25 protein-coding genes are annotated in these 26,009 nt (G+C 37.5%); 11 read left to right on the top strand and 14 right to left on the bottom strand.

Annotation, left to right across the window (positions count from 1 at the left end):
• Positions 1–20 precede the first annotated feature (20 nt).
• From pgl to BUA72_RS07800, 4 genes are all read left to right on the top strand, one after another.
• Positions 21–731, top strand: coding sequence for a 6-phosphogluconolactonase (gene pgl / locus BUA72_RS07785; protein ID WP_047451418.1), 711 nt, complete (start codon positions 21–23; stop codon positions 729–731).
• Between the two features lie 283 nt (positions 732–1,014).
• Positions 1,015–1,605 carry a bifunctional nicotinamidase/pyrazinamidase gene (gene pncA / locus BUA72_RS07790; RefSeq protein ID WP_072922426.1) on the top strand — a complete coding sequence of 197 codons (591 nt, stop codon included), beginning with the start codon at positions 1,015–1,017 and terminating at the stop codon, positions 1,603–1,605.
• Positions 1,606–1,874: 269 nt separating this feature from the next.
• A complete protein-coding gene (locus tag BUA72_RS07795; protein WP_083544142.1) occupies positions 1,875–2,360 on the top strand; it encodes a RidA family protein in 486 nt (161 codons plus the stop codon).
• Between the two features lie 309 nt (positions 2,361–2,669).
• Entirely contained in the window at positions 2,670–3,161 is a 492-nt protein-coding gene (locus BUA72_RS07800) for a DinB family protein (RefSeq protein WP_072922427.1), read from the top strand.
• A 245-nt stretch (positions 3,162–3,406) separates the two neighbouring features.
• Here BUA72_RS07800 and BUA72_RS07805 read toward each other — a convergent pair whose 3' ends face one another.
• Positions 3,407–4,405 carry a GlxA family transcriptional regulator gene (locus BUA72_RS07805; protein ID WP_072922428.1) on the bottom strand — a complete coding sequence of 333 codons (999 nt, stop codon included), beginning with the start codon at positions 4,403–4,405 and terminating at the stop codon, positions 3,407–3,409.
• 140 nt (positions 4,406–4,545) lie between these two features.
• Here BUA72_RS07805 and BUA72_RS07810 point away from each other — a divergent pair, with 140 nt between their 5' ends.
• Positions 4,546–5,337, top strand: a complete 792-nt coding sequence (locus BUA72_RS07810) for an SDR family NAD(P)-dependent oxidoreductase (protein ID WP_072922429.1) — start codon at positions 4,546–4,548, stop codon at positions 5,335–5,337.
• 171 nt (positions 5,338–5,508) lie between these two features.
• Positions 5,509–6,252 carry an isocitrate lyase/PEP mutase family protein gene (locus tag BUA72_RS07815; RefSeq protein ID WP_072922430.1) on the top strand — a complete coding sequence of 248 codons (744 nt, stop codon included), beginning with the start codon at positions 5,509–5,511 and terminating at the stop codon, positions 6,250–6,252.
• Positions 6,253–6,387: 135 nt separating this feature from the next.
• On the opposite strand, the gene BUA72_RS07820 is transcribed toward BUA72_RS07815, so the two are convergent.
• Together BUA72_RS07820 and BUA72_RS07825 are read right to left on the bottom strand one after the other, a co-directional pair.
• A complete protein-coding gene (locus tag BUA72_RS07820) occupies positions 6,388–6,729 on the bottom strand; it encodes a nuclear transport factor 2 family protein (RefSeq protein WP_072922431.1) in 342 nt (113 codons plus the stop codon).
• 177 nt (positions 6,730–6,906) lie between these two features.
• Positions 6,907–7,266: a hypothetical protein gene (locus tag BUA72_RS07825; protein ID WP_034725142.1), complete on the bottom strand. Its 360-nt coding sequence runs from the start codon at positions 7,264–7,266 to the stop codon at positions 6,907–6,909.
• A 511-nt stretch (positions 7,267–7,777) separates the two neighbouring features.
• On the opposite strand from BUA72_RS07825, the gene BUA72_RS07830 reads away from it, so the two are divergent.
• A complete protein-coding gene (locus BUA72_RS07830; RefSeq protein WP_228407846.1) occupies positions 7,778–8,740 on the top strand; it encodes a S41 family peptidase in 963 nt (320 codons plus the stop codon).
• 138 nt (positions 8,741–8,878) lie between these two features.
• On the opposite strand, the gene BUA72_RS07835 is transcribed toward BUA72_RS07830, so the two are convergent.
• The 3 genes from BUA72_RS07835 to BUA72_RS24185 form a co-directional block, all read right to left on the bottom strand.
• Positions 8,879–11,365, bottom strand: coding sequence for a DUF748 domain-containing protein (locus BUA72_RS07835; protein ID WP_072922433.1), 2,487 nt, complete (start codon positions 11,363–11,365; stop codon positions 8,879–8,881).
• Between the two features lie 356 nt (positions 11,366–11,721).
• Positions 11,722–12,129, bottom strand: coding sequence for a VOC family protein (locus BUA72_RS07840; protein WP_072922434.1), 408 nt, complete (start codon positions 12,127–12,129; stop codon positions 11,722–11,724).
• A gap of 501 nt (positions 12,130–12,630) precedes the next feature.
• On the bottom strand, positions 12,631–12,810 hold the full coding sequence (locus BUA72_RS24185; RefSeq protein ID WP_139259568.1) for a hypothetical protein: 180 nt from the start codon (positions 12,808–12,810) through the stop codon (positions 12,631–12,633).
• A gap of 121 nt (positions 12,811–12,931) precedes the next feature.
• Between BUA72_RS24185 and BUA72_RS07845 the strand changes: the two genes are divergently transcribed.
• Complete coding sequence (locus BUA72_RS07845; protein WP_047451390.1) at positions 12,932–13,561, top strand: TetR/AcrR family transcriptional regulator; 630 nt, start codon at positions 12,932–12,934, stop codon at positions 13,559–13,561.
• A 99-nt stretch (positions 13,562–13,660) separates the two neighbouring features.
• On the opposite strand, the gene BUA72_RS07850 is transcribed toward BUA72_RS07845, so the two are convergent.
• From BUA72_RS07850 to BUA72_RS07880, 7 genes are all read right to left on the bottom strand, one after another.
• Positions 13,661–15,193, bottom strand: coding sequence for a peroxidase, FMP-type (locus BUA72_RS07850; protein WP_072922435.1), 1,533 nt, complete (start codon positions 15,191–15,193; stop codon positions 13,661–13,663).
• 770 nt (positions 15,194–15,963) lie between these two features.
• Complete coding sequence (locus BUA72_RS07855; RefSeq protein WP_034725161.1) at positions 15,964–16,362, bottom strand: hypothetical protein; 399 nt, start codon at positions 16,360–16,362, stop codon at positions 15,964–15,966.
• Positions 16,363–16,419: 57 nt separating this feature from the next.
• Entirely contained in the window at positions 16,420–17,169 is a 750-nt protein-coding gene (locus tag BUA72_RS07860; RefSeq protein ID WP_072922436.1) for a LytR/AlgR family response regulator transcription factor, read from the bottom strand.
• A gap of 3 nt (positions 17,170–17,172) precedes the next feature.
• The gene (locus BUA72_RS07865; RefSeq protein WP_072922437.1) at positions 17,173–18,222 is read right to left on the bottom strand and encodes a sensor histidine kinase; all 1,050 of its coding nucleotides are present in this window, start codon (positions 18,220–18,222) and stop codon (positions 17,173–17,175) included.
• Between the two features lie 275 nt (positions 18,223–18,497).
• Complete coding sequence (locus BUA72_RS07870; RefSeq protein ID WP_072922528.1) at positions 18,498–19,703, bottom strand: MFS transporter; 1,206 nt, start codon at positions 19,701–19,703, stop codon at positions 18,498–18,500.
• A 93-nt stretch (positions 19,704–19,796) separates the two neighbouring features.
• Positions 19,797–20,711: a helix-turn-helix domain-containing protein gene (locus BUA72_RS07875; protein WP_072922438.1), complete on the bottom strand. Its 915-nt coding sequence runs from the start codon at positions 20,709–20,711 to the stop codon at positions 19,797–19,799.
• A 358-nt stretch (positions 20,712–21,069) separates the two neighbouring features.
• Positions 21,070–21,585, bottom strand: coding sequence for a hypothetical protein (locus tag BUA72_RS07880; RefSeq protein WP_072922439.1), 516 nt, complete (start codon positions 21,583–21,585; stop codon positions 21,070–21,072).
• Between the two features lie 121 nt (positions 21,586–21,706).
• On the opposite strand from BUA72_RS07880, the gene BUA72_RS07885 reads away from it, so the two are divergent.
• Entirely contained in the window at positions 21,707–23,143 is a 1,437-nt protein-coding gene (locus BUA72_RS07885; protein WP_072922440.1) for an aminotransferase-like domain-containing protein, read from the top strand.
• A 39-nt stretch (positions 23,144–23,182) separates the two neighbouring features.
• Here the strand turns inward: BUA72_RS07885 and BUA72_RS07890 are convergent, their stop codons facing one another.
• Complete coding sequence (locus tag BUA72_RS07890) at positions 23,183–24,664, bottom strand: M1 family aminopeptidase (protein ID WP_072922441.1); 1,482 nt, start codon at positions 24,662–24,664, stop codon at positions 23,183–23,185.
• Between the two features lie 202 nt (positions 24,665–24,866).
• Between BUA72_RS07890 and BUA72_RS07895 the strand changes: the two genes are divergently transcribed.
• The gene (locus tag BUA72_RS07895; protein ID WP_072922442.1) at positions 24,867–25,226 is read left to right on the top strand and encodes a hypothetical protein; all 360 of its coding nucleotides are present in this window, start codon (positions 24,867–24,869) and stop codon (positions 25,224–25,226) included.
• Between the two features lie 71 nt (positions 25,227–25,297).
• Positions 25,298–25,999 (top strand): ABC transporter ATP-binding protein, encoded by a 702-nt coding sequence (locus tag BUA72_RS07900; protein WP_034725169.1) that lies wholly within the window; start codon positions 25,298–25,300, stop codon positions 25,997–25,999.
• Positions 26,000–26,009: the final 10 nt, after the last annotated feature.

The following is a 26,009-nucleotide window of genomic DNA, read 5'->3' on the forward strand; positions in this document are numbered from 1 at the left end:
CAATTTAAATTAGAAGAAAAATGAATATCACAGTATTTAACGATCTGGAGAAATTATATACAAAAGCAGCGGATACATTTGTGGATCTTTCCAAAAAATCGATTCAGAAAAATGACCGTTTCGTGGTCGCTTTAAGTGGAGGTTCTTCTCCTAAAGCTATTTTTAATCTGCTGGCGACTGAGGAGTATGCAGACAAAGTTGAATGGAACAAACTCTACTTTTTTTGGGTAGACGAACGCTGGGTTCCTTTAGATGATGATAAAAGCAATGCACTGATGACCTTCGAGACTCTTCTGAATAAAGTTCCCGTCAATAAAGATCAGATTTTCCCTATGTATGAAGACGGAATACTTCCGGAAGATTATGCTGCTGAATACGAGCAACAGATTAAAAATGTTCTCGGAAATGATGGGGTTTTTGATTTTATTCTTTTAGGAATGGGAGACGACGGTCACACGGCTTCTCTGTTTCCGGGTGAGGCTGTTCTGGATGAAAATGAAAAGTGGGTGTCCGCTTATTATCTGAAATCTCAGGAAATGTTCAGAATCACTCTGACGTCACCATTGATTAACAAAGCTGAAAATATACTGATTATTGCATTCGGAGAGTCGAAAAAACATGCCCTGAATGAGGTTTTAAACGGTGAGTACAATCCAAAACTGTACCCGTTACAGCTTATTGACAGAAAAGAAGGCCTTCAGTTGTTCACCGATGAAAAGGCGAAAGGCTAAACGACTATTAATATTAATATAAGATCAGAGCGCACCGTTAGAAATCTAACGGTGCGCTCTTTTTTTTAACTGAAAATGGTTAAATTATAAGTGTTTTGAATGTATTCTAGTGTATTGATAATGTGTTTGTAATTTATTATTAAAAAAATCACCATATATTGAAATATTAATTAAATTTGTTTTAGCCGGACTGCCGGTTTTAGATTTATCATTTCTCTATCGTATAAAATAGAAAAGGTAAAATATCCAATCCAAAATAAACTAATAACATATAACCTTTATTATGAATGCTTTAATTATTATCGATGTACAGTATGATTTTTTACCGGGAGGCTCTTTGGCCGTTAACCATGGTGATGAAATTGTACAGACAATCAACGATTTACAGTCCAAATATGATTTGGTGGTCGCTACACAGGACTGGCACCCGAGAGGTCACAAGAGTTTCGTTACGTCTCATCCGGGGAAAGAACCGTTTGAAGAAATATCTTTAAACGGGCTGAACCAGGTATTGTGGCCCGAACACTGCATACAGGGAACAAAAGGAGCAGAGCTGGTTCCGGAACTTTTAACGAATGCTGTTGAGGCTATTTTTAGAAAAGGAATGGATAAAGAAATTGACAGTTACAGTGGCTTTTTCGATAATGGCAGAAAAAAATCCACAGGTATGGCTGATTATCTTAAAGGACGTGGAGTTACCGAAGTAGCCGTTTGCGGAGTAGCCGCCGATTATTGTGTGTACTATACGGCCAATGATGCGCTGGACTTAGGTTTTAAATCAAGTATTATAGAAAGCGCTTCCAAACCGATAGATCCCGAAAGATATGCAAGGATGAAGAAAGACTTCCAGGCAAAAGGAGGAACTGTTATTTAACGGTTGATGTTTTCCTGAATATTTATATAATGGAATATGAGGAATTGGTTTTGGCTGATCTGTCATGTTCCGCTAGAAAAATAAAACCTTCAAATTAATTTGGAGGTTTTTTATTTTCATCATCCTAATTTTCATTTCCATTTCTGTATTCAGGATGCAAAAATTCCACGAATGTACAGCCAATAAAAAACAAAAATGTCAACATATGTTGAATGTTTTAAAAATGTTGAAATCTACATTTGCTCTGTTAATTCAATACAAAAAATATCATGAAGCGTATCATATTCAACCTTTCTGCATTCTGCTTAGGATGCCTTGCCTTTTCTCAAACTCATACATCCTCTGTCATCAACAAAAACCCCAAATCCCTTTTTGATCCCACTCCGTTTGCTTTTTCTCATACTACCAGCCATGATGGGGAAGGACAGTATGTATTTATATCCGGGCAAAGCGGTGGAGAAGGTTTGAAGCATAGCCTTTCTGCAGATTTCAGAACTCAGGTGAAGTGGTCTCTGAAAAATTTAGAAACAGTGCTTTCGGAATATGGATTAGGGGTTAATGATGTCCTTAAAATCACGATCCTCATCGTTGATCATGATCAGGAAAAACTTAAAATATGGACGGAAGAAATGCATAAAACATGGAAAAGCCATACGTTCCCGGCCAGTACTTTAATTCCTGTCCCTAAATTGGCACTGGATGATATGCAGATCGAAGTAGATGCAGTTGCTTTCAGTAAAAAGAAAATACATTAAGCAGAGTTTCGGGTTGGAGAGTTTGAGAGTTTTAGAGTTTGAGTGTGTCGGGGTCGGGTTTTGGGTTTTGGGTTTTCAGATATATGAAATCTGACGTCTGAAATCTAATATTCACCATCTGAAAACTTCTGTCAATGAAAAAATTCACCATTCACTTGCGAAGCCCAATTGACCATTCTAATTTTTTTTATAAATACATTGTAATATTTGTCCAAATCACCGTCTCAAGTTGTCTATTGTACCGCATATTGTTGTTACACAGAGACACTACCTTTGCATCGTTCATAAACGATATTAAACCAAAAAGAGATGATGATACAATCCATTACAGGTCTTGCCAATATTTTAAAACTTAATGACAGGCTTTTTATAAATGCTTTAGAAAACATTACGAACGAACAGGCTAAAGAGCGTTTGAGTGAGCATAATAATCCTGTCAACTGGCTGGCCAATCATATTTTATGGGGCAGATATGAAATGTTAGACCTATTGGGAAAAGCTCGTGAGAAAAATCCTTATAAGGAATTGTTTGAAAATTTCAAACCGTATGATGAAGATACAGTGCTTAACCAGATAGAATACATCAAAGAGGAATGGAGTAAGGTTGCTCTTCTCATCAGTGATGCTCTTGAAACTGTTACCGAAGAACGACTTGCTGAAGAGGCTAAATCAGTTACTCCAATAGGTATTCCTACCATATTTGGAAGTTTGTCATTTTTTGTATGGCATGAAAGTTACCATCTTGGTCAGGTCGCTCTTCTTAAAAAACATTATACTGCAGAGCCCATGAAATTTTTCTAAAAAGCATATTGTAAATAATAGCATTCAACCACAAAAGCCTTAGATTTTACTAAGGCTTTTGTGATTTTTCGTCTGGAAAATATAAGATCTTCCTCAAAATTCACCCTTCACTTGCGAAGCAAAATTCACCCTTCACATTTATTAATCTCAATCTCAGCTTAAAGTCTCATGTCTGAAATCTGATGTCTGAAATCTGACGTCTTGCATCTTGGCTCTTGGTTCTTGACTCTTAACACTAATCACTGTCACATCAAATCCTGAAAAAACCCGGATTCCTTATTAAATCTGGCTTTATAATCAGTCGGTGAAAGGCCGGTTAATTTTTTAAAAACATCCTTGAATGCTCTTTCGTCGCTATAACCTACATCGTCCATAATTTCAAAAATACTTTTCCGGCCTCTTTCCAGTGCGCTTTTCGCAGCTTCAATCTTTACCCGCTGCATATATTCAACAGGAGTATTGTGGGTGGCTTTAATAAAACGGCGGTCAAAGTTCCGTCGGCTGACGGCCAGTTGGGAAGCCAGTTTTTCAAAAGATATTTTTTCGCTGACATTCTGTTCGATATAGCTTTGTGCCTTGATAATAACTTCATCATCATGATTTTTCTGTGGCTGAAAAACAGCAAAAGGCGACTGCAGACTTCTGCCCGGATCTATCTGGAAAACTTTTGAACAGTAAATAGCCGTTTCTCGGTCAAAATATTTCTCAACAAGCAGCAATACAAGATTTAAAAATGAAAAAGCTCCGCCATTGGTATACAGCCCGTGTCCGGCAAGAAGAAGCTTATCCGTCTGAAGATCAATGTCCGGAAAAAGTGCTTTAAAATCATTTTCAGCCTGCCAGTGGGTGGAGCAGGTTTTGTTATTCAATAATCCTGTAGCAGCGAGAAGAAATGCTCCTGTGCAGATACTGGCTATTTCAGCGCCATCTTTATATTGTTTGTTAATCCAGTCAATCAGTTCCTGGTTATCATTGATCAGTTGAGCAAAACCTTTCGGATGGGAGATGGAAGGGATAATAACCAGATCATGTTTTCTGACAGTACTTACATCAACGGGATTAAGGGAATATAAGCTGTTATTCTCCTTCAGTTCTGTCAATACACCTGCCATCCGGATTTCTATACCGGAGCTTTTTCCTGCTTTTCGCCAATACTCATTAGCTTCGGTCAGTATTTCCAAAGTTCCTACTACGCTGCTCAGATTAACATTTCCCGCAGGAACAAGAATTGTTACTTGTTTCATCCTTAATTTTTTACAAAGATATGATAATGTTTTGTCCAAATCAACACATTAAGTTGTCTATTTTACGGTATAAAGTTGCCTGATATAGACAATACCTTTGTCATGTTCATAAGAACACTAAATCAAAAACAAACAGAATTATGTTATTAACAAACAAAATTGCCATTATTTATGGAGCCGGCGGAGCTGTCGGAAGTACAGTAGCTGAAACATTTGCCCGTGAAGGAGCGAAAGTGTATTTAACAGGTCGTAACAAATCAAAAGTGGAGGCTGTAGCCGCCAGAATTAATGCTGCCGGTGGTTATGCGGAAGTTGCAGAAGTTGACGCACTTAATGAATCTCAAATCACAGACCATTTAGATTATGTGCTGAATCAGTCAGGAAATATTGACATTTCATTTAACGCAGTGGGGCTCCGCAATACAAAATTACAGGGTGTTGCGTTGGTAGATCTTGATGTCGAAGATTTTATGGCTCCTCTTTTATCTCATGTACAGTCTAATTTTTTAACGGCGAGAGTAGCTGGAAGACATATGGGTGCCAATGGATCGGGAGTTATTATGACCGTTACATCAAGTCCTTCAAGGGTAGCAATCCCGCATATGGGTGGAGTAGCCGTTGCGATGGCTGCTGAAGAAGCCCTTATCAGAGATCTTTCCGCTGAATTGGGGTCTACAGGCGTAAGAGCAATAGGAATTCGTCCTGAAGGTATGGCAGACAGTGATACCATGGAAGAAGTATATGGACTTCATGCTAAAGCCAATGGTCTTACCCGTGAACAGTTTCAAGGAATCATTGAAAGAAATACACATAGCAAACGTTTACCATTGCTTCAGGAAATGGCGGAAGTTGCAGCATTCATGGCCTCCGACCGTGCAAGCGGAATGACCGGGACTATTGTCAATATGAGTATGGGAACCATTGCTGATTAAATTATTTCAGCAAATCCTGGTGTTGTACAGAACAGAGCAACCGGATTTTCTAAATAAGCAGATTTTCTATTTCGGAATCAAAAAATGGATGCATCTGTCTTTCATCCTGTATGAATCGAAATCTTAATCTCAAAAATATACAATCATCAAATCAATTTAAAATACAATATTATGAATCAGTATCAGATATTTTACGACTTGCATCATCAGGCTCAGTCTTTGTTACTGGCCAATGCCTGGAATGTTAAAAGTGCACAGATTATAGAAAAAGCAGGATTCAGCGCCATCGCTACCTCAAGTGGTGCCATCGCCGATTCGCTGGGATATAAAGATGGAGAGCAGATCCCTTTTGATGAGCTGCTGTATATCGTGAAAAGGATCAAGGCAAGCACGGGTATTCCGCTTACCGTGGATTTGGAACGTGGCTACACCAATGATCTTGATGTTCTTCATTCACACATTCAGCAGATGATAGATATAGGCGTTGCGGGTATTAATCTTGAGGATAATCAAGGCGAGGATATATTCCTGGAAAAACTGAAATCCATCACGAATTATCTTCGTGAAACCAACCAAAACTTATTCATCAACGCAAGAACGGATGTGTTTGTTCAAAAAATAGATCATCCAACGGAAACTGTGATTAGTAGGGCAAAGCTTTATAAAGAGGCCGGAGCTGACGGCTTATTTGTGATCGGTTTAAAAGACACAGACACAGTTCGGAAAATTGTATCCGCTGTGGAACTTCCTGTCAATGTAGTTGGGATTTCAGCACTTTCATCTGTTGATGAACTTACTGACTGTGGTGTAAAACGGATCAGCATGGCAGGTATCCTCTATGGCGCAGGATACGGGAAAATAGACGCGATTGTCCATTCTATAAAAAAAGAGAACTCATTATCTCAACTGTACTAAATTCTTACAGTCAACTTCAGAATAAGGATAGCTTAGTTTTAATAGCTGCAACTTGATATCAACATTATTTTAATAGTGCGTGTCAGTCAGGTTGTGGCTATCTATTGTATTGATGCTGTTTGGCTTTAAAGAATATTATTTCTCGACAACAAAAGCTTTCAGTTCAGCCATTTGCCCATCTTCAAATCTCCAGATGTCGCAGTAATCATATGTGATCCATTGGTCATCTTCATTAAACAGGCTTATGGTACCTATTGCGGTTACATAATTATCTTCCTCAATCATCAGATCTACATTAAACTTCGGTGGTTTTTTGTAGGTATGAGCCATATATTGGCGTATTTCGTCTTTTCCTGAAAGTACCTGATCTCCCACGAATGTCCATTTAATATGTTCCGCACAATATGCAAGGAAGGTTTCATGATCACCCTCCGAGATTGCTGAATTGGCCTTTTTCAAAACTGTTTTATGATCCATAAGATGTATATTAATAGTTTACGGGCCGGAAGAGGGAAGACTTGTTATTTCTTACAGCGACAAGTAATTACGACATTCTTCAAAAGAATAAGAACAAAATTATGGTTGCTCTTAGGACTTCATTACAATTCTTTTTTCCACCTTCTGGCTATCAGATCACGTATCAGCGAAGAACTTCTAGCTCAGCTGATAATTGGCAAGCACCAGACTCAGAATGAAATGAACATAATCCTGATCAGCTTCTTTTCGGTTGATCAGCTTATTTTTATAATCATAAGAATTCAGAACTCTTACCAGTCTCTGGTACGTTTCGAAATGATCACCTTTAATTTTTACCCTTCCATTGCCATCTCTTGTTTTAATGATTTCATTATCCAGAGTTCTGATTTTAAATAAGACGTAAGATAATTTAGGATGGAAATTCATCTTTCCCACATATCTTTCAATTATATTAACCTTGAACGGATCAAATACGATTGTGTTAAATACAATATTGGAACCGGGTTCCTGTGTATTGAGCTCAAGTGTATAGTTCATGAATTTTATTTTTATACAAATTTACCCATAAGCTAAAATAAATCAAAGGAAAATAAAGATTAAAGCACAAAAGAAATTATTTTATTCAGATTTATGGATATGTTTTTTGAAAATCAATATCGTTTTTTGAGTGCCTGATTGATAATTTATAGACGGAATGTCCTGATCACCAGCCAGAAATGATCAGTTCTCCTTTGTTGTCAATAAAAAATCAACTTGTGTAAAATTTGTGATGATTGTATGTTAATAATTGGAGTTCAGGTTCAAAAAATTAAAATTTAAGGGTTGAAGTTGGAAGGTTGGACTATAATTTCCCGTTGAGTTTATTAAAATTCGACGAAGAAGCGGCTTTTTCCCCTTAATTAATTTTAAAATAGATGATTTGGAATATTTTTAAATTAATTATATTAGATCCGTAACAAAATTAATAACTATCAGATATAACATGAAAAAAATATTAGCATTGCTTTGTATTTGCAGTTTATCATTCCATTTGAATGCGCAGAAAATAATGACCTCCCAAGATAGTACAAAAGTATTCTATGATAAATTACTGGTGATGTTAAAATCGGATTATCTTCTTAGAAAGGATGTAGACTGGAAGGCTGTTGGAGCTGAAACCAATCAGAATTTAACGAAGTACAGTGATTTTAAAAGTTCATTAAAGGAAACAGAGGTATTATTTGGTAAAATAGGCGCAACACACTGCAAGGTTTTTTACCAGAATAAGCCCTATGGAACAACGGTAAAAGCATCAATAGATAATTTAAGCACCCAATGGAAAGAAAAATTCGCAACCAAACCTGGTTTTGAAGTGAAAGCCCTGAATGGAAACATTGGATATATTTTAATGCCGAATATTTCATTCCTTGATTTCAGTCCTGCAAACGTTCATAAAATAGCTCAGCCTATGTACGATCAGATTGCCGATTTTAAAGCTAAACATAAAACAGAAGGCTGGATTCTCGATCTGCGCTTTAATACAGGTGGAAATTCTTCAGCAATGCTGCTCGCTTTATATGATCTGCTGGGTGATAATGATATCTGGGGTACCGTTGACCGCAATAAAAAGCAAAATTCTAAAGTAAAACTGGAAAAAGGAAACTACTTAAGCAATTCTAAAAAATCATCTTATATCAATCCTAAAGGAGAATTGCTCGATAAAGCGAAAGTAGCCGTTATTACAGGTCCATTAACCGCCAGTTCCGGAGAAGTGACAGCATTAGCATTTAAAGGCAGGCCCAATACCGTTTTGATAGGAGAACCTACTTTTGGAATGACCACATCCAATGTTGATATCAAGCTGCCTTTTGATACTGTATTGATTTTAAGTGTAGCGTATGACAGCGACAGGAATGGCAATTATTATGAAAAGATCCTTCCAGACATCGCAGTTTCAAAACAGGACAATTTCAATGATCTTTTAGCAGACAAAAACATTCAGGAAGCAATTGGTTTTATAGCGAAAAAATAGAAAGGATGGGTTTGAGAGTCAATGGTGAAAAGAATTAAGAATCAAGAGCTAAGAGGCAAGACGTCAGATTTTAGACATCAGACGTCAGACATCCCGAAACCCTCAAATTCTCAAACCCTCCGACTCTCAAACTCTAAACTAGATCAGATACTTCTTCAGTCCCTCCATAATTCCCTGCCACAGTGTGTTAAAGAAACTTTTATTGGGATCACGTTTTACATCCACTTCTACATGATTGGGTTCACCTTTTGAGTCGTTTTTAACAAAAATATTGGCAACAGCGCTGAGAAGTTTTCTCTCTTTACCCGTATTTTTATTTAAAAAGTTGACCTGCATGTCGGTATATTTAAAGTAAAAATTACCACCAATTTGCTTGCTGCTTCCTTTATAATCAAACTTCAGATAATGAATCTGCCCGTCGAGGCTTACATTAAGGTAAGGTCTTACAAACAGGTTGGCATTTTGTACAGAAAGATTGTTTATGGTTCCATTGATGGCATAATCATCATTGGTATTAGCCACATCAAACTGCCAGTGTACATCCGTAGGAGCATCTCCAAAAAAGTCAAAATTTGAATCTACTTTCACCATTGTCGGTTTTCCTTTCATTTTGGCACTGTTTACATCTCTGATTTTCGCATTAAAATGGGCAAAAGTAAGCTTACCCGGAATTTTCGCCTTTTCTGCCACTTCCTCATAGGTAAGATGCGAATTTTTGATGTCTATATTTCTGATATAAAGCGGGAATTTCACATCACGAAGCTTTTTGCTGAACATATATCGTATTCCAATGTCATCAGGCGGTGCCAGATCATGATAGATATTACAGTCGATGCCGTCAAAAATGATTTGATCCAGATCTATGCTTGTTTTGGCTCCCAATGTTGAGTTTTTATCCTTAATCGTCACCGATTTTGCCTTTATCGTATACAAATCCTCTTCAACTGCAATTAAACGGTTAAACTGTGCTCTGGAATATTTAGGGAGGAAAGCAAAATTGTTAAGAGCTGTTTCTTTTCCTGTATTTTTGATCTCATCAACTTTCAGACGATAGTATTTCCCGGCATCCACATCAATTTTCTTTGCCGTAATAAGCTGACTTTTACTATGAAATGGAATAGATTCTTTAAGGATATCTTTATTAGTTGTAACTGAATTAAGTTGCACATTGAAATTCTCAACCTTCATTTTATCTTGACCCTCCTTTTTTTGGACAAAAGTACCGTCTATAATATGAAGCGCTCCAAGATTGGCCAGCAGATCCGGCGCGGCAGTATTGCTTTTTTTAGTAACCTTAGACTTATGCGTGGCAGCAATGATTTCTACATGGGGACGGTATACATTAATTTTTCCTAATTGAAGTTGCAACTGCTGTCCTGCAAATTTTGAAGTATTATTCAGTATTTCAACTTTCTCGGTTTTAATATTGAAAACATCTTTTGTAGAGCTCTTTCCAAGGGCCGTAAATGCAATATCATTGATTAAAATATTGGAATCATTTGACGTGATTTTTTTAATGTTCACTGCCTGCAGAGGATCCGTTTTGAAATAGATGTTTTCAAACTCAATATTGTGTGTGGAAAATGCAAAAGGAATCTTTTCTTTCACCGTTTTTTTATCGAAAACAATATCCTTCAGATTCAGATGGAAATTATCTACGGAAGCCACTTTTGTTTTATCTCTTTGCTGAATGAGTACAGAACCCTGCCCAAAATCAAGGTTTTTGATACCGATTTTCAGGTTGACTTCTTTAGGATTTTCTTTAACCTCTTTTTTGTTGGTTGAAGTAACCGTCAGTTGTGGTTTTACGAATTTTGCATTTTCAATGATGAGAGAATCTTTACTCACCGTGAAATTATCCGCAGCAAGTTGATTGATCTTCAGGTCAAAGACATTTTTTGCGTTGTAAAGTGCAGGACTTTCAATAGGTTTCAGGTGAAATTCAGAAATATTGAGCTGCTTATTTTTGGCATCAATTTTTGTAGCATAAATCTGATAAAAATCGTTTACAGTGATAAGGATATCATGAGCATCTATCTTAAAATCTTTAAACTCAACGGGTATTTTTGAGACATTTTCGCTCAGTTTAATTTCTGTAAGATTAATATTAACATTTTTTCCGGTAACGAGATCTTTTTTGTTTTTATCCTTCACAGAAATATGTCCATTGGTCACCAAAATATTTTCAATCCCGAAATTGATTTTCTTCTTTGGAGCATCTTTTTTCTCCTTTGATTTTCCCAGGATCACTTTCACATCAGGATCAATAAGCTGTAGCTCTTTGATATGATAAGATTTGTTAAAGATCGCCTTCCAGATCCCAAAATTCTGTACACGCAGGCTTTTTATATTCCCGTTGATCTGAGTAACAGTCGGGTCTTTGGTCTGTTTGGTCGTAATGTTTATCGAATTCGCTGAAATATCACCCTTAAAAAGATTAAGGCTGAAATCTGCAAGACGAATTTGGTAAGGTGTTTTTTCATTCACCAGTTCCGGTAATTTATTTTTGAGATAGATATTCAGTGCGAACGGGAAAATAAGTGCTAAAACAAGCAAGGCCCCCATTACAATCAGCACAATCTTCTTCCTTTTTCCGGTTTTTTTCGAAATTAATTTTTTTTCCATTGTATTGTTTTTTATTTTATCAGAAACGAAGTTGGAAGAGGAAAGTTGTTGAGATCAATTCCTGCTCCAGATTCCTTAATCCTGATTCTCTAATCCGAACTAACCTTAAATTACTTTCCAATCCTGTTCCAATTTACATTATAATTCAAATTATTTTGCAAATTCTTACTATTAAGCTTTTTATTGATATGAAAATGGAATTAAAATGTGGTATCAAAAAATGAATGATCCGGATATCCGGAGAATAGATTTTATAAGATGGTATATTAATAAAAAAAGGCTCAAATGATAACATCCAAGCCTTAATTTATAATAGTCTTTAAATAATTATTTTTACTCAATCGTATATATTATTCCTACTTTGTTGCGAATTTTTCTACCGATTCTTTGGTTACAGATGTAAAGAAATTCACCAGATTACCATCAGGATCTCTGAACAGTAACGATTTATTTCCCCAAGGCATGGTTGTAGGTTCCTGTACAATATAAGGAGACAGTACATTTTTTAAGCGGTTAAATTCCTGATCTACATCCTCAACCATAAATTCTATTATTGCAGTACGGTTTTCAGCAGGCTGCGCCACACTTTCTCCTCCAAAAAATTGTAAAGTTTTCGTACTTCCGATGGCAAGGGTTGCAGTTGACGTTTTCAGTTCAGCGAAATCAGGAGTATACTGTATGGCAGGAACCCCAGTGATCTGTTCATAAAATTTCACCAGACTTTCGATTTGGGCTGTGATAATTCGTATGGATACTAAATTCATTTTTTTAAATTTTAAATTATTTAACAAAAATAGGGTGGTGGTGTGACAAGAGGTTGTCAGTAGAAAATAATATTTTTTCTTTTAAACGCAAAATTCCATCACAATGCTGCATATTAAAAGTTGAGCAAAGAAGGAATTAATTGTATTGATTCGACTAGGCAAATGTTTTAGCCGAAAGCTTCCGGGAAAATAAAAACAGCACCATTAGAGTTCTAATGATGCTGCTTACATTAAGTGTTTTTACCTTAGTAATTTGGTTCGAAATTGTCTTTATGTTACGGGTACAACCACATTTTCGCTTGTTTCAAAACCTCATGTTTAAGTGCTTCGTTCTATGGTTATTTCTGAAGTATTCTTAAACTGAGAGAATAAACCGAGGGAACCATTTTAAGGATAGGATCATTTAGCTTTCATGGACTTTCTTCTGGAGCTTTTGTATAAAAGCTGCAAAAGATTTCTGATCCTGTCCGAAATTGGGAATTCAAATCAATTCTTATTTTGTTAATTAGTACTTGTGCAACCTTCGGAATGGGAATGAAAGAAAGAATCTTTAAAAGAAATCGAAATACTTTCAACCAACAATTTATCCTTGGATAAAAGGTCGGATTTTCCCTGTGCCTGCTGGCTGTTCTGTCCTGACTTACGCAATACTGCGATCTGAATTGTCTTTAGCTTTTTCAACTTAATGAGTGTTTAAATATATATAGAATGGCTTAGTTTGTGCAAATATATAAAATTAGACACTAACTAGTGTCTAAAATAATTAAAAATTTCATAAACTTGTATAATCTAATGTTTAATCATGGAAAGAAAATCAGCAGCAGGCAGTATCCGAAACAAGGAACGCAGTAAAAAGAAATTTTTGGATGCGGTTGGAAAAATTCTGAAAACGAAAGGATATGCAGGATTAAAAGTGAATGATATCGCCACCGTCGCGGGAGTAGATAAGAAAATGATCTACACCTATTTTGGTGGAATGGATGGTCTTATGGACGAATATATCAGATCCAAGGATTACTGGAGTAATGTAACGACCGAAAAAATGATGCCTGATATGGAAAGTGGCGGGAGATTATTTACGGAAGCCATGCTGCTGGAGCAATACGATTATGTATTCAAAAATAAGGAGCTGCAGAAATTATTACTGTGGCGCTTATCTGAGTCCAGAAAGTCATTAACAAAAATGACCAATGCACAGGAGGAAAATGGGGAGGGTCTTTTTAAATTCATTATCGAGCCTCATTTTGGAGAACGGACACAGGATTTCCGTGCTATAACGGCCATTATCATTTCAGGACTTTATTATCTGAATATGTATTCTTCTTTAAATGGAAGCGTTTTTTGCGGAATAGACCTCAGTACGGAGGAAGGCCGTGAGAAGATCAAAAAGGCAGTATCTTTCCTGGTGGATCAAACTTATGAGAATCTGTAGTAATTTACTGGACAGGTATATATATGGACTTTTTATAATCGCCGGAGAAATAAAAAAGAGGCAATAATTTGCCCCTTACTTTCCTTTTTTGAGTGATTTTTATCCTTTATGATAAGGACATCCCGAAGCAGCATTTGATGTTTCAACAGTGCCTGAAGTGGCCGGTTTACAGTCAAAGAATTGCTCTTCTATCACACGTCTCTGATCTTCAGGGATATCCTGTAATTTACGAAGTGTATTGACCTGTATGTGAGGCCAGCTGGTCGTTCCACCATCATTTCCGAAATCAAATTCGAAAAACACAATCTGCTCGTATTGCAGCTGAAGAATTTCTTTTCCATCTTCAATCACGGTTTCAATCCACAGACGGAAATCCACTTCAACCGTAGGAACGAAACGATTGACAAAAGGCACATTTAAAATTCCTCCCTGAGCACCGGTCTTCATTTTTGAGGACATCTGAACAAGCACATAGTTGGTTACATTTTGTCCGCTTAAAGTATCTCTAAGACGTAAATCCGGTCGTACGGAATACGGATACAAATCATTGGCAAGGATTCGCTGTGTGTAAATTTTATTCGAACCTTTGTCATTATGATCGTTCAGTTTTTCATGAACCCAGGCTGGTGCCGGCTGATCCAAATCAATAGGATGTGTAGGACTTGCACCTGCTCCTCCCATGGTTTGCGAAATCGCAAGGTGATCCGTCTGCCACGCAGCATTACCGTACGGAAACTTTGGAGAACCGTTAATTAAGTAATTGTTACCGTCCGGAGCAATATCTCCCAATAAGGTAATGGTACTGCCATGAGGAATAACGCCACTTCTGGAAATGGAGTAGTCAGGAATAAAGTAAGGACCTTTTATGCCGTCTCCAGGCTTGAGCTCCTGAGCAGGAATGATCTCATAGTACTCTTGTCCCGGCTGAAGTTCACTTAAAAGAATATATTTTTTATGATTTTCATCCGCAGATATCTGAACCAGAGGCTCGTCTCTGTATTCTCCTGTGTACCCGTAATTTTTAAAGTCCTCATCAGAAAAAGCGTGAATACCACGGTCTTTCTCAATCGATTCTTTAGTAGCGGCATGATTATAAACATCGCTCAGCCATAAATACATTCCGTTTTCCTCATGAATGCCGGCATATTGTAAATCAGGCTTTCCTTCTTCCTTATTAACGCTTTTAATGGTTTGCTCATATTTTACAGCCCCACAGAATAACTCACTGGCGCCGCCACGGTTACGGACACCTCCGGCAACCAGAGAAAAGGTCAGCTTTTCGATATATTCTTCACAGTCAAAACTGAATTTGCCGGGAATTGTTCCTGAATTTGTACCGGGGGAAGGCATAATCGTTGTGTGTATTCCGCCTGCCAATGATGGTTTTCCTATATTTTGATTGTAATTAGCGTTGTAGCTTACCCAGGTGCCATCCAGCGCCGCCAGTACCCCGTAATCCACATTGTTGGCGATGTCCTGCAGGTTTTCTTCCTTAAAGGGTAATACCGGATCATCAATGAGAAGTTTGGAATATCCGTCCATCACTTGGGCCAGTGTACCCTGATTTTCTTCTGAACTCTTACGGAGGAGCTCACTCCCTTTTTCAAGACTTTCTTTTTTACGTTTAAGCATGATTTATCGTTTTTATGGTTATTAATTAATGGGTTTGAAAATTGGATCTGGTAATCATTTTGAGGCAGAGGCAGACACGTCGAAATAATAATCGTCGTTAGGGAGATTGTATTCAAATCATTTCGTTAAAATTTGATGATTAAAGTGTCTTCAACACCACATCTCGAGAAATCTGTATTTATCAGAGTTTCCTGGATGCCGTTTTACAGTCCATCTCCTTTGTTAGAAATGGATGATTGCTTTTTAAGTGATCCATAATTTTCAGTTTTTGTTTACTCAAAATTAATGAGAATGTGGTAGATGCCATTCAGTGTTTTTACTTAATTTCAATCTTGATATTTTGGAATGATTTCGTGAAAAGCTTTGTGTGAAGTAGTTTGGAGTTTTTGTGAATGAATACTGCTGCTATGATAAGAATGGCAAAAAGATCCTATGTAATTGATATGAAGAAACACAGGGTTTTAAATTTGCAATCAAAAATCCGGAGCCACAAAAGCTCCGGATCAAAAAACATTGGATAAAAAGGATAAAACGACTATTTTGTTGGTAAGCCTGAACCACGAACCAAAAACCAAGATTTTTGATATCAGATATGTTCCGAGATTGGATCCGGCAACTACATCCTGTTACAATATTTTACCTTTCCGGCTGCATCGTACAGCGGTTTATGGTACTAAAAATGGTAAAGAATGATAGGATTTATGAGTAGGTTTCTGCAATCTCCTGCAGGGGAATCATCAGTTGAGAAACCTGATGAATAGGGTAGCGGCTTACTTATATTTAATAAAAGTAGCCAGTACTTTTTTAGTTTTGATATTAGAAGTTATGGATCCGCCACTGTACGTATTTTTTTTACTGCCATTTTTCATGCTTCCAAAATCACTTGTCGAGCTTCCTGTAACTTCTTCCGTAAGCTTCATGATAACACCGTCTGCTCCTTGCGCTTTGCCCAGTTCAATAACTTTCTGCTGTACGGCATTTAGAGAATTAAATCCCTGACCTACATCTGTTGTTCCCATTACTTCATGCTCTTTTTTTACATCAGCGGCATCGAAATAGACATCTACATTTTGTGTCGGTGAATACGTTTTTCCGAAATAAGAAGGTGTACATGATGTAGCTGCGGCGAGCGCGAAGATTCCAATAGATTGGATGAATAATTTTTTCATTGTTTTGATTTGTAAATTAAAATTGTTAGATTTTTATGTGGTTGGTTATTAATTGATTTATCGGATGGGATCAATGGGTCCGGGTTCTTCTCTGCCTTTATTGGTCAGTACTTTGTCCATCATCTGGGCCATAAAACTGTCACGGTACGTTTGCCCGATCGGGATCTGGTTTTTCGTCAACTCCAGCTGTACTGTATTCCCCTGAATAATGATGATAAATGGAACGGCGATGATAAAAGATTTATGGATTCGCTTGAAGCGGTCTGTCGGCAGTTTTTCTTCCAGACCTCCGATATTCAGAAGAGCCATGATCTGTTCACCGTCTTTGGTGTGAAAACATACATATTTCCCTTTTCCTTCAATATAGATGATGTCGTTGATTTTGATTTTCAGGAGCTTGCCTTTGTACTCGGTTTTGACAAGGATAAAATCTTCTGTTTCCGTTTTAGGGACCGAAGTTGTTTCCTGTGCCCGCTGTACAGCCATAAGGAACCTTGGGAAAAAGATAGGTTTCAGCAGATAATCCACTACATGATGATCAAATCCGTCGAGGGCATATTCTCTGAAAGCGGTGGTGAGAATCACTTTATAACGGTCGTTCAATACTTTAAGCAATTCAATTCCCGACATTCCTGGCATCTGGATATCCAGAAAAATAAGATCAACTTCCGTGCTGTTCAGCAGCTGTAATGCTTCCGCAGGATTGGTGGCTGTTCCCGCAAGTTTCAGAAACGGAGTCTGTTCAATATGCAGTGTCAGCAGTTCTATGGCGTGAGACTCATCGTCTACCACAATACAGTTCATCATAATTTATAGATTAATGATAATTTCGTTTAAATAATAATTCTCATCTTCCTTGATGGTAAAAGAATGCTTGATCCCATACATCAGTTGCAGTCGCTGCTGTACATTGTTCAGACCGATTCCCTTGGAAGGTTCTTTGGGACCTGTTTTCTTTTTATTGCTTACGAGGAAACAGATTTTACTTTTGGTAGCAATCAGCTCAATAGACACCTGGTTTTTCTCATCGTTCAGATCGCCATGTTTAAAGGCATTTTCCACAAGGGTAACGAAAACTAAGACAGGAATGCAGGCATCATTCTCCTGAATATCTTCATAGTATTTAATCTTCAGGTTATGACTGAACCGGATCTGGTTCATCTCAATCACTTTTTTCATATGCTCCACTTCCAGTGCCAGAGGAACGGTTCCCAGTTCTCCCCAGTCATCAAGGGCATAGCTCATGATTTCAGAAAGAAGATGTACGGCATGAGCGGCTTCCGGACTGCTTCTAAGGGTTTTCGTATAAATAAAACTCAATGAATTAAACAGAAAATGAGGATTGATCTGATATTTGATCGCAGCAAGCTCTGCCCTGAGTTTTTCCTTTTCCAGTTCCTCTTTGTGTTTCCGCATTTCATTAGAGGTAATTAATGTTGCCACGAAATAAGAGATGAGTATAATAAAGCAGTCCAGAACGGCAGCGCTGATAAGAAATACTTTGGGTGAAACATAGTTGCCGCTCGCAGGATCTGTTTTTGATATTGTAAAATTCCAGAGATATTCATAAGCGGTAAGCGCTACAAAAAGCAGAATACACCGCAGAAGAAAGTTTTTCCAATTTCTGTTCCTGATGAATGGGATGATCAGGTGGTAGATCAGGATATAATAAACAATAGTTCCTTTAATAATAGTGTGAATAAAATTGACATACAGCTGAGTTCCTGTTCCGAATTGCTTCATGGTGGTCTCAAGTCCTTGCAGTCTTATAAGAAACAGAAATACCGCGATATTCCATGCCGTATACAACATGAGGATGACCAGAATCTGCTTCCATTGTTTTTTGACCTTCTCTAACATTTAATTCCCTTCTTTTGTTTAATAATTTGGTTTTGTTGTATTTATGATTGAGTATTTTTCTATAAATAATACTTAATCGCTTATTAAAATTACAACAATTCTCTTTTTGACATTGCAATATTAGTTCTTATCGTAACAATGCTAAAATATATTCCACCAATAGCTGTATTGGTGGTATCAATCATGGGATTGTAGTAACTTTATAGATTTAATGAAGAAATGACTGGAATGAACTCAGATATTGAGCAATAGTAAAGACATAAAAAAAGCAGAGATCAACTCTCTGCCTGTTCTTTTTTAACCGCCTGATGCATGACGAGAATAATTCCCAAAAGCACAATGGCAATCGCCAGATAACGCCAGGCCAGACCATCCTGTTCTGTGACGTTTCCACTGACTGATATAATAAAGCTTGTAATAGACGTAATCACATACACCAAACCACCCATCAAACCACCTGCTGTTCCTGCATTTTTAGGGAAATACAGCATACTCGTTGTGAAAAACGAAGTAAACAGAATTCCGGAACAAATATGAATGAAAAACGCGAATGGAACCATGATATACAGACTTTCTGCGTAGAAGCTAGTGGCGATCAGTCCGGCAATTAAGATCAGCTGCAAAATGATAGGCTGAAGAATTCTTGCCTTAAAATCCAGCTTGAGTCTTCGTTTTCCTATAAATCCTCCGATCATCCATGAAAATCCTAAGATCAGCGTACAATATCCTATAACTACAGGAGTAAAGTGAAAGGTGTTCTCAATAATAAAAGGTCCCGTCAGATTGAAAAGCATAACAATAGAATAACTCAGTCCTAAAATAATGATCCCCAACATAAAGATCCTGTTTTTCAGCATCATTTTGTACAGACTGATGTTTTCAGAAAGATTAAGTTTCTTTTTCTCCGGTAAGCTTTCACCACTGAAAAACCATTCAAACAGAAACAGTGCGCCTGCATAAAAGGCCAGGAAATAAAAATTCGCATGCCAGTTAAACAGTTTTTCAAGATATCCGCCCAGAAAAGGAGCCAGAATAGGTCCGCACGACCAGACAATCGTGAAATAGCTCAGATAATGCTTTACTTTTTCAGAGTCATAAAGGTCTACAAAAATAGCACGGGTAGCCACAACCAGTACAGAAACCGCAGCTCCCTGAAGGATACGCAACAGGCAGATCAACAGAATACTGTCCGTCATGGTAATCAAAATACTGCTGATAATCAATAGAAAAAGGGCGATCAGCTTAGGACGGTAACGCCCGATGCTGTCCAGAATTCCTCCGACAAAGAGTTGCGAGATCCCGTAACTCAACAGGTAAGACGTTAAAGTAATCTGAATATCCTTTTCGGAAACCTGCATTTCTTTGGCCATCGAGGGAAATGAAGGTAAATAAATATCTGTGACAAACCCGGAAAGCGGGATCGACACAAAGGCCATAATGGTGATTAATCTGATTCTTTTTTCAGATGCTTCTTTCAACAACATATTCGTTCGTTATTTTACTATGCAAAAATAGACTAAGAAATGAGCGTTTCAATTTAAAAAGACAAAGTAAAAATTACAAAAATCAAAGATTTAATATGCGTTTTTAAATTTCAACGGAGAAACCTCAGCATGTTTTTTAAAGAAGTTATTAAAATGGGAAGGCTGATCAAATCCCAGTGTGTATCCGATCTCAGCAATATCCCAGTTGGTGTATTTCAGTAAATTTTTAGATTCCTCAAATACCCTTTCTTTAATGATTTGCGTGGTGGTCAACTGTGTCACTGATTTTACCGAGGAATTCAAATGATTAACGTGTACATTAAGATGTTCTGCAAAGTCTGAAGCGGTTTTCAGAGCCAAAGGATAAGCGGGGGAATCCAATGGAAACTGTTTGTTCAAAAGCTCATCAAATAAGCGGTACAGGCGGATATTGGCCGGAAGTTCGTGAGGATTAATATCATCCACACGGATCTCCAGAGCGAGATGCATCAGAGAAGCAAGATGACTTTTAATACTGCCGCACCGGAAAGGATATGCTGAATTATTAAATTTGTACATCTGCTCAAAATAAAGAGTCGCCAGCTGAGTCTGTTCATCCGTTAAAAAAATAATAGGCTTGCTCCATTCTTTGAATAGTGAAGTCTTTTTAAACAGATTAAATTCAGAATTTTCATTAAAAAACTCTTGATTAAACAGGCAGAAATAGCCTTCCTGAAGATCTCCGTCACATTCCCAGGAATACGGAATATTCGGCGAAGGAAAAAAGAGGGCAGGGCGGTCAATATACAGTTCATGTGATCCATACTGGAAAGTGCCTTTTCCCAGAATAAAGCTCACTTTATAATAGTCACGGCGGTTGTACGGGCTTTTAAAGCCGCAGTATTTCCGCATAGAAACATTGAAATGCGACTTTCCGGTTTCAAAATCATCGGAATCGAACATTTTCATCTGATTCTTTCTGAGACGTCTGTAATAATCCTCAATGGTTTCCAGCTGATCACTCATGATTTTATAAATTATAAAAATCAAAGATACGTAAACTGTAATGAATCCGGATTCATTTTCTGTGAGGTAATGATAATTGACAAAATAGTTTTTCTCAATTTCCTTTGCTCAGGAATTGAATAAAACCACAAAAGTCACAAAAGTTTTTTAAACACTTAAGTTTATTTAAAGTTTAAAATTTTATTACAAAGAAGTACACTGATGTTTCAAAAAATCAGAGATTTTTATTCGGCATGATGAAAAATCTGCCTAATTCGTTTGATCTGCGAGAGATTAAAAAATAAAACCACAAAAACTTTGGTTTCTTTTGTGGTTTAAAAAAATAATAGTGTCAAAATATTTTAAAAGCAGAAAAGATCTAACCTCTACTGATTTCGAATTTTAATATTTGCGAAGGAAAATTAAAAGGTCCCGCTACAGCATCTATCACAACAGAAAACCCTAATTCTTTTAAAAACGGCAAAAGTGGATCATGCGTCATCATATTGACCCAGATGATATCCGTAAAACTGGCTGCCGATCTGCTTTTTTTCCAAAGCGATTCCCTGATTTCCGGTGAATCAAATTCCGGAAGGATCACAAAACTTATTTCTGTTGCTTTTTTTTCTTCCGGAAGGGAAGAATGACTCAATCCGCTTCTGATAATACTGTAACCTGCCGGTTTATCATCTGCATACGTAATGATCAATTGATTAGACAGATCATTTAGGTCATTGATCATCTTTCTGGGATCAATATTGTTTTTAATGTATTTTTTGATGTCCTCCTCAAGAACCAGTTCCCTGTGCAGGGCATAAACTGAAGAATCGATAATGGTTATAAGATCAGAAATTCCCTCCTCAGAACCTACTGTAAATTTTGAAATTATATTCATGAATCTTTTTTTATTCAAAATTAGAGGATTATTGGATTCGAAAGGGATACAGTTTTCATTAATTTAATCGGTACAGTTGTTTATTTTGTAAATTTGTTCAGTACAGTTTAATAAAAGAACGATGCGGTCCTATAAATATGAAATTTTTACATCGGTTATTGAAGAGCAGATCAGAAATAGGATTTTGCTGAAAGGAGAACGCCTGCCTTCCGTAAGGGAGATCAAAAGCAGATATCAGCTGAGTACAAGCTCAGTTCAAGGTGGTTTTGAATATCTGATGATGAAAGGTTTGATAGAAAGCAGTCCGCGTTCAGGCTATTTCGTAGCCTCCGTTGAAGAAAACAGTATTTCACAAGTAAGGACAGATCTGGTTCCTGTTGTAAGAGATGCCGTATTTGCGAAAAATATGATGCTGACCTCGGCCAGAAACAAACCTTCAGAATCCAGCTCTTTCCATATGGCAGCACCGGGAGATCTTCTGATACCACAAAAACTGATTCTCAGAACCATGCAGGAAGTGATCCGCGAAAAAGGAGCTGCATTATTACGTTATTATCCTTCAAATGGTTTGTATGAATTAAGAAAACAAATTTCTATTCAGATGGCAAATCACGGATGCTTGCTTAATCCTGATGAACTGATCATTACAGACGGAGCACTGCAGGCATTGACCATTGCTTTAAGAGCGGTAACCGATCCCGGAGATATTGTAGCTGTCGAAAGTCCGTGCGTGTTTTCGGTTTTGGAGGCTGTAGCCAATCTGGGTCTTAAAATAATCGAAATTCCAGTACATTATGAAAACGGCTTTGACACAGATTATTTCAGGAAAGTCTGTACTTCAAATGATATAAAAGCTGTAGTCGTAACACCCAATTTTCACAACCCGACAGGTATCATGATGAGTGATGATGCTAAAAAAGAACTCTTGTCTGTCGCTTCTCTTTATCAGATTCCTGTTATTGAAAATGATATCTATGGCGATCTTTACTTTGGTGGTAAAAGGCCGCGTTGTATTAAAAGTTTTGACGATTCAGGACTGGTGATGACGTATTCTTCATTTTCAAAAACGCTGGCGCCGGGCATTCGTTTAGGCTGGTTGCATACCGGACGTTTCTATGCCCGCTCGGAAAGGGCAAGATTTGTCTTGGGAAGATCAGTTTCTCCCATTTATCAGGAATTGATGCTGAAGCTTCTTCAGGGAACCGGTTATGAAAGGCATCTTCGGTCATTTCGCAAGCAGCTGAATCGGCAGGCTGTTGAGCTATTGGATGCTTTACGCCTTTACTTTCCTGAAGACTCCTATTTTCATAGTCCTGAAGGAGGTTACAGTATCTGGGGAAAACTACCGGAAGGAACTGATATGAAGGTATTTTTAGATTATTGTGATAAAAACAGAATCCTGTTCACGCCCGGAAATACATTTTCATTAACCGATGAGTACAGCCATCATTTCCGGATCGTTTTTGCAGAACGGATCAAATCTGAAAGTCTGGCATTGCTGGAAAATGCGGGTAAAAAAGCAAAGGAGCTGCTTGAAGATGGGAGTGAGAAGTCCTGAAAGCTGGCAAAACCCATCTCTGTCTTTTGGCTTGACCAGTTATAAAATATACTTCACTGCTTTGTTTTTATCCGTCTGAAGCTGTGGAATGCCGTCTGTTGTTTTAAACTCAAAACCATCGATCCATTTTTCACTGGCCAGATCAACGTCTTCACCGCTCAGGATGTGTTTCTGGAAAAAGTAAGACAGGTCTTTATCCAGATACTTTTGGACAAGATCAAGAAACAGTTCATCTGTAAACTTCAGCTTTTTCTCTCTACAGGTTTTTAAAAGTTCCTGCATCAGGTCGTCCAGAGATTTTTTATGACCGCTTTTGATCATGATCTGGTTATCCAGCCAGAACGCGAAGATAGAACCCCTTCGGTAAGGAACTTTTTCTATGTTCCGGCTTTTCCAGAATTCATCTTTTATTTTGTAGTTCGGGATGTTGCGTTGTGGGTTTTTCCAATGACTTTTAATCACTTCTTCATTGAAAAGTTTCAGCCATTCTTCGGATGAAATATCTTTGATTCTAAGTCTGTTTTTATAGGTGTAATAATCTGTAAACCCTTCACTGAACCAGTAATTGAGTTCTTCATGCTGGTTTTTGATCCTGTTTCCAATCCAGTCATGCATCAGCTCGTGGTGAAGAAGGTAGAGATAAGCATTTTTATTGTTAAACGGATTGTTGGTTCCCTGGATCATAAAAGCATTTTTTATAGCTGAACCATTAGTGCTGTAGCCTTTAAATAAGCTGTCTTTTTGAGAAACGGTCGGGCTCATGATCACGGTAAAATAATCCTGATCGTAATCTTTCCAGAAATCCCGCTGCGACTGTACCGCTTTTTTAAGGTTGGAAAAAAGAAAGTCATCGGAGAATCCGTTATTCCATTCATCCCTTATTGCAAAGTAGACCGGCTTGTCATGAATTTTAAAATCATAGATCCGGTAATCACCACCTACAAAAAGTGAGTGGTAGAAACCTTCCCAAAGCACTGTTTTAATCTTCTGTTTTTTGACCTGGCTTGCAAAAGTATTGTGTATTTTGAACTCTTCAGGAAAACCGATCCATTCAATCGAAAATTCAAATTCATGGTCATCCGGCAGTTCTGTGAACATTTTGGGAACGATAAATAAGTTCTTTCCCATAACGTGGAAAAAATGATCCTTTACTTTGGGGCGGTTGAAAATGCGGTGGTTCGGATCTTTGAAATCCTGTTTGATGTGATACACAAAAGAAACTTTTCTGCTGTCTTTATGACGAATCTTTATTTCATCATTGTCCGGCTTTGTTTCGAAACGGATACCGGGATTGTCTTCTTTCAGTAGAACAACACTTTTAAACAGATCTTTCTCGCCCCAGTTTTCATTCCGGTAGTAGAAATCTGTTGTTTCCGAAGATTTTTTCTGAGTATAATCCACCTGAATTTTTAAGCCATTCTGCTCAAGGTTTTCATCATAATACACTTTATAGCTGATCTTATTCTGTGAAAAGAGATACAGTGGGATGAAAAGTAGTATAAAAAGTAACGGTCTGATCATATTTCAGGATGATTAAAAGTATTTCTAAGAATAGGACAATCCAAATATATTATTTCTTACATCAAGTGCCATTTTTGGAACGAGAAAGAGATCAAACAATTTCATTCCTGTAAAAATTTTGAAATTGATTCCGGTAAAACCCGATGTTAATTAAATATTTTTTAATTTCGCAGCATTCAAGTTCAATCAGCAAATCTATCCATTGAGAGTCACAAGGCATTTTAAAAACTTTCTGACGGCAATTTTTATTGCTGTGTATGCTTTTGCTGTTTCTCCGGCGGAATATCTCCACCATCATTTTCTTCACAGCCAGAATGCCGGAAATTCTTTTCAGCAGACAAAAGGAGAGAATGGGAAAATTTTCAAAAAGGCCTTTTCATCATGTGATACCAAGTGCCCCATCTGCCACCATAAATTGTTGGGTGAGGGTGGAATCGGAAAGATTTATACGGCTGTTTTTTCTGTATCAAAAATCACGGGAAAGATCTTCTCTTCTCCCGAATTTCTATTTTCTTACACTCTTTTTTCCCTTTCAGACAGAGGCCCACCGGCTGTATTATAATTTTTAAATATCCCATGCCTGCTTTTGCGGGCTGAACTTTTTTTAATTATTTAATTACATAATACATTTTCATGTCAATATTACAAGCGATTGAGCTTAGTAAGCAGTACAATAATGTCACTGCACTAAGTGGACTCAATATATCCGTACAAAAAGGAGAAATTTTCTGTTTACTCGGACAAAACGGAGCCGGCAAAACCACAACGATCAATATATTCTTAGGCTTCTTAAAAGCAAGTTCAGGACAGGCTCTCATTAAAGGAGTTCCGGTGGAAGTTAATGGAGAAACGACTAAAAAGTTTACGGCCTATATTCCGGAAGTGGTGCAGCTGTATCCCAATCTTACAGGAATTGAAAACTTAGATTTTTTCAGTCAGATGGCGGGTTTCAGGTATTCCAAAGAAGAACTGGGAATGCTGCTGGAAAACACAAGCCTTCAGAAGGAAGCCCATCACAAAAAGCTGGCTGCCTATTCCAAAGGAATGCGTCAGAAAGTGGCTATTGCCATTGCTGTTGCGAAGAGTGCAGACCTCATCTTAATGGACGAACCCACTTCAGGACTTGACCCGAAAGCCACTGCAGAATTCACCAGAATCTGCAAAGAACTTGCTGCCAAAGGGAAAACCATCATCATGGCTACCCATGATATTTTCAATGCAGTGAATGTGGGTACACGGATCGGCATTATGAAAGAAGGAAGACTGGTTCATACCCTTGATGCCAAATCTGTTACGGCGGATGAGCTGCAGAAGATTTATTTAGAAACCATTTAAGAACCGGGGA

The sequence above is a fragment of the Chryseobacterium sp. OV279 genome, from assembly GCF_900128945.1.
Lineage (GTDB): Bacteria > Bacteroidota > Bacteroidia > Flavobacteriales > Weeksellaceae > Chryseobacterium.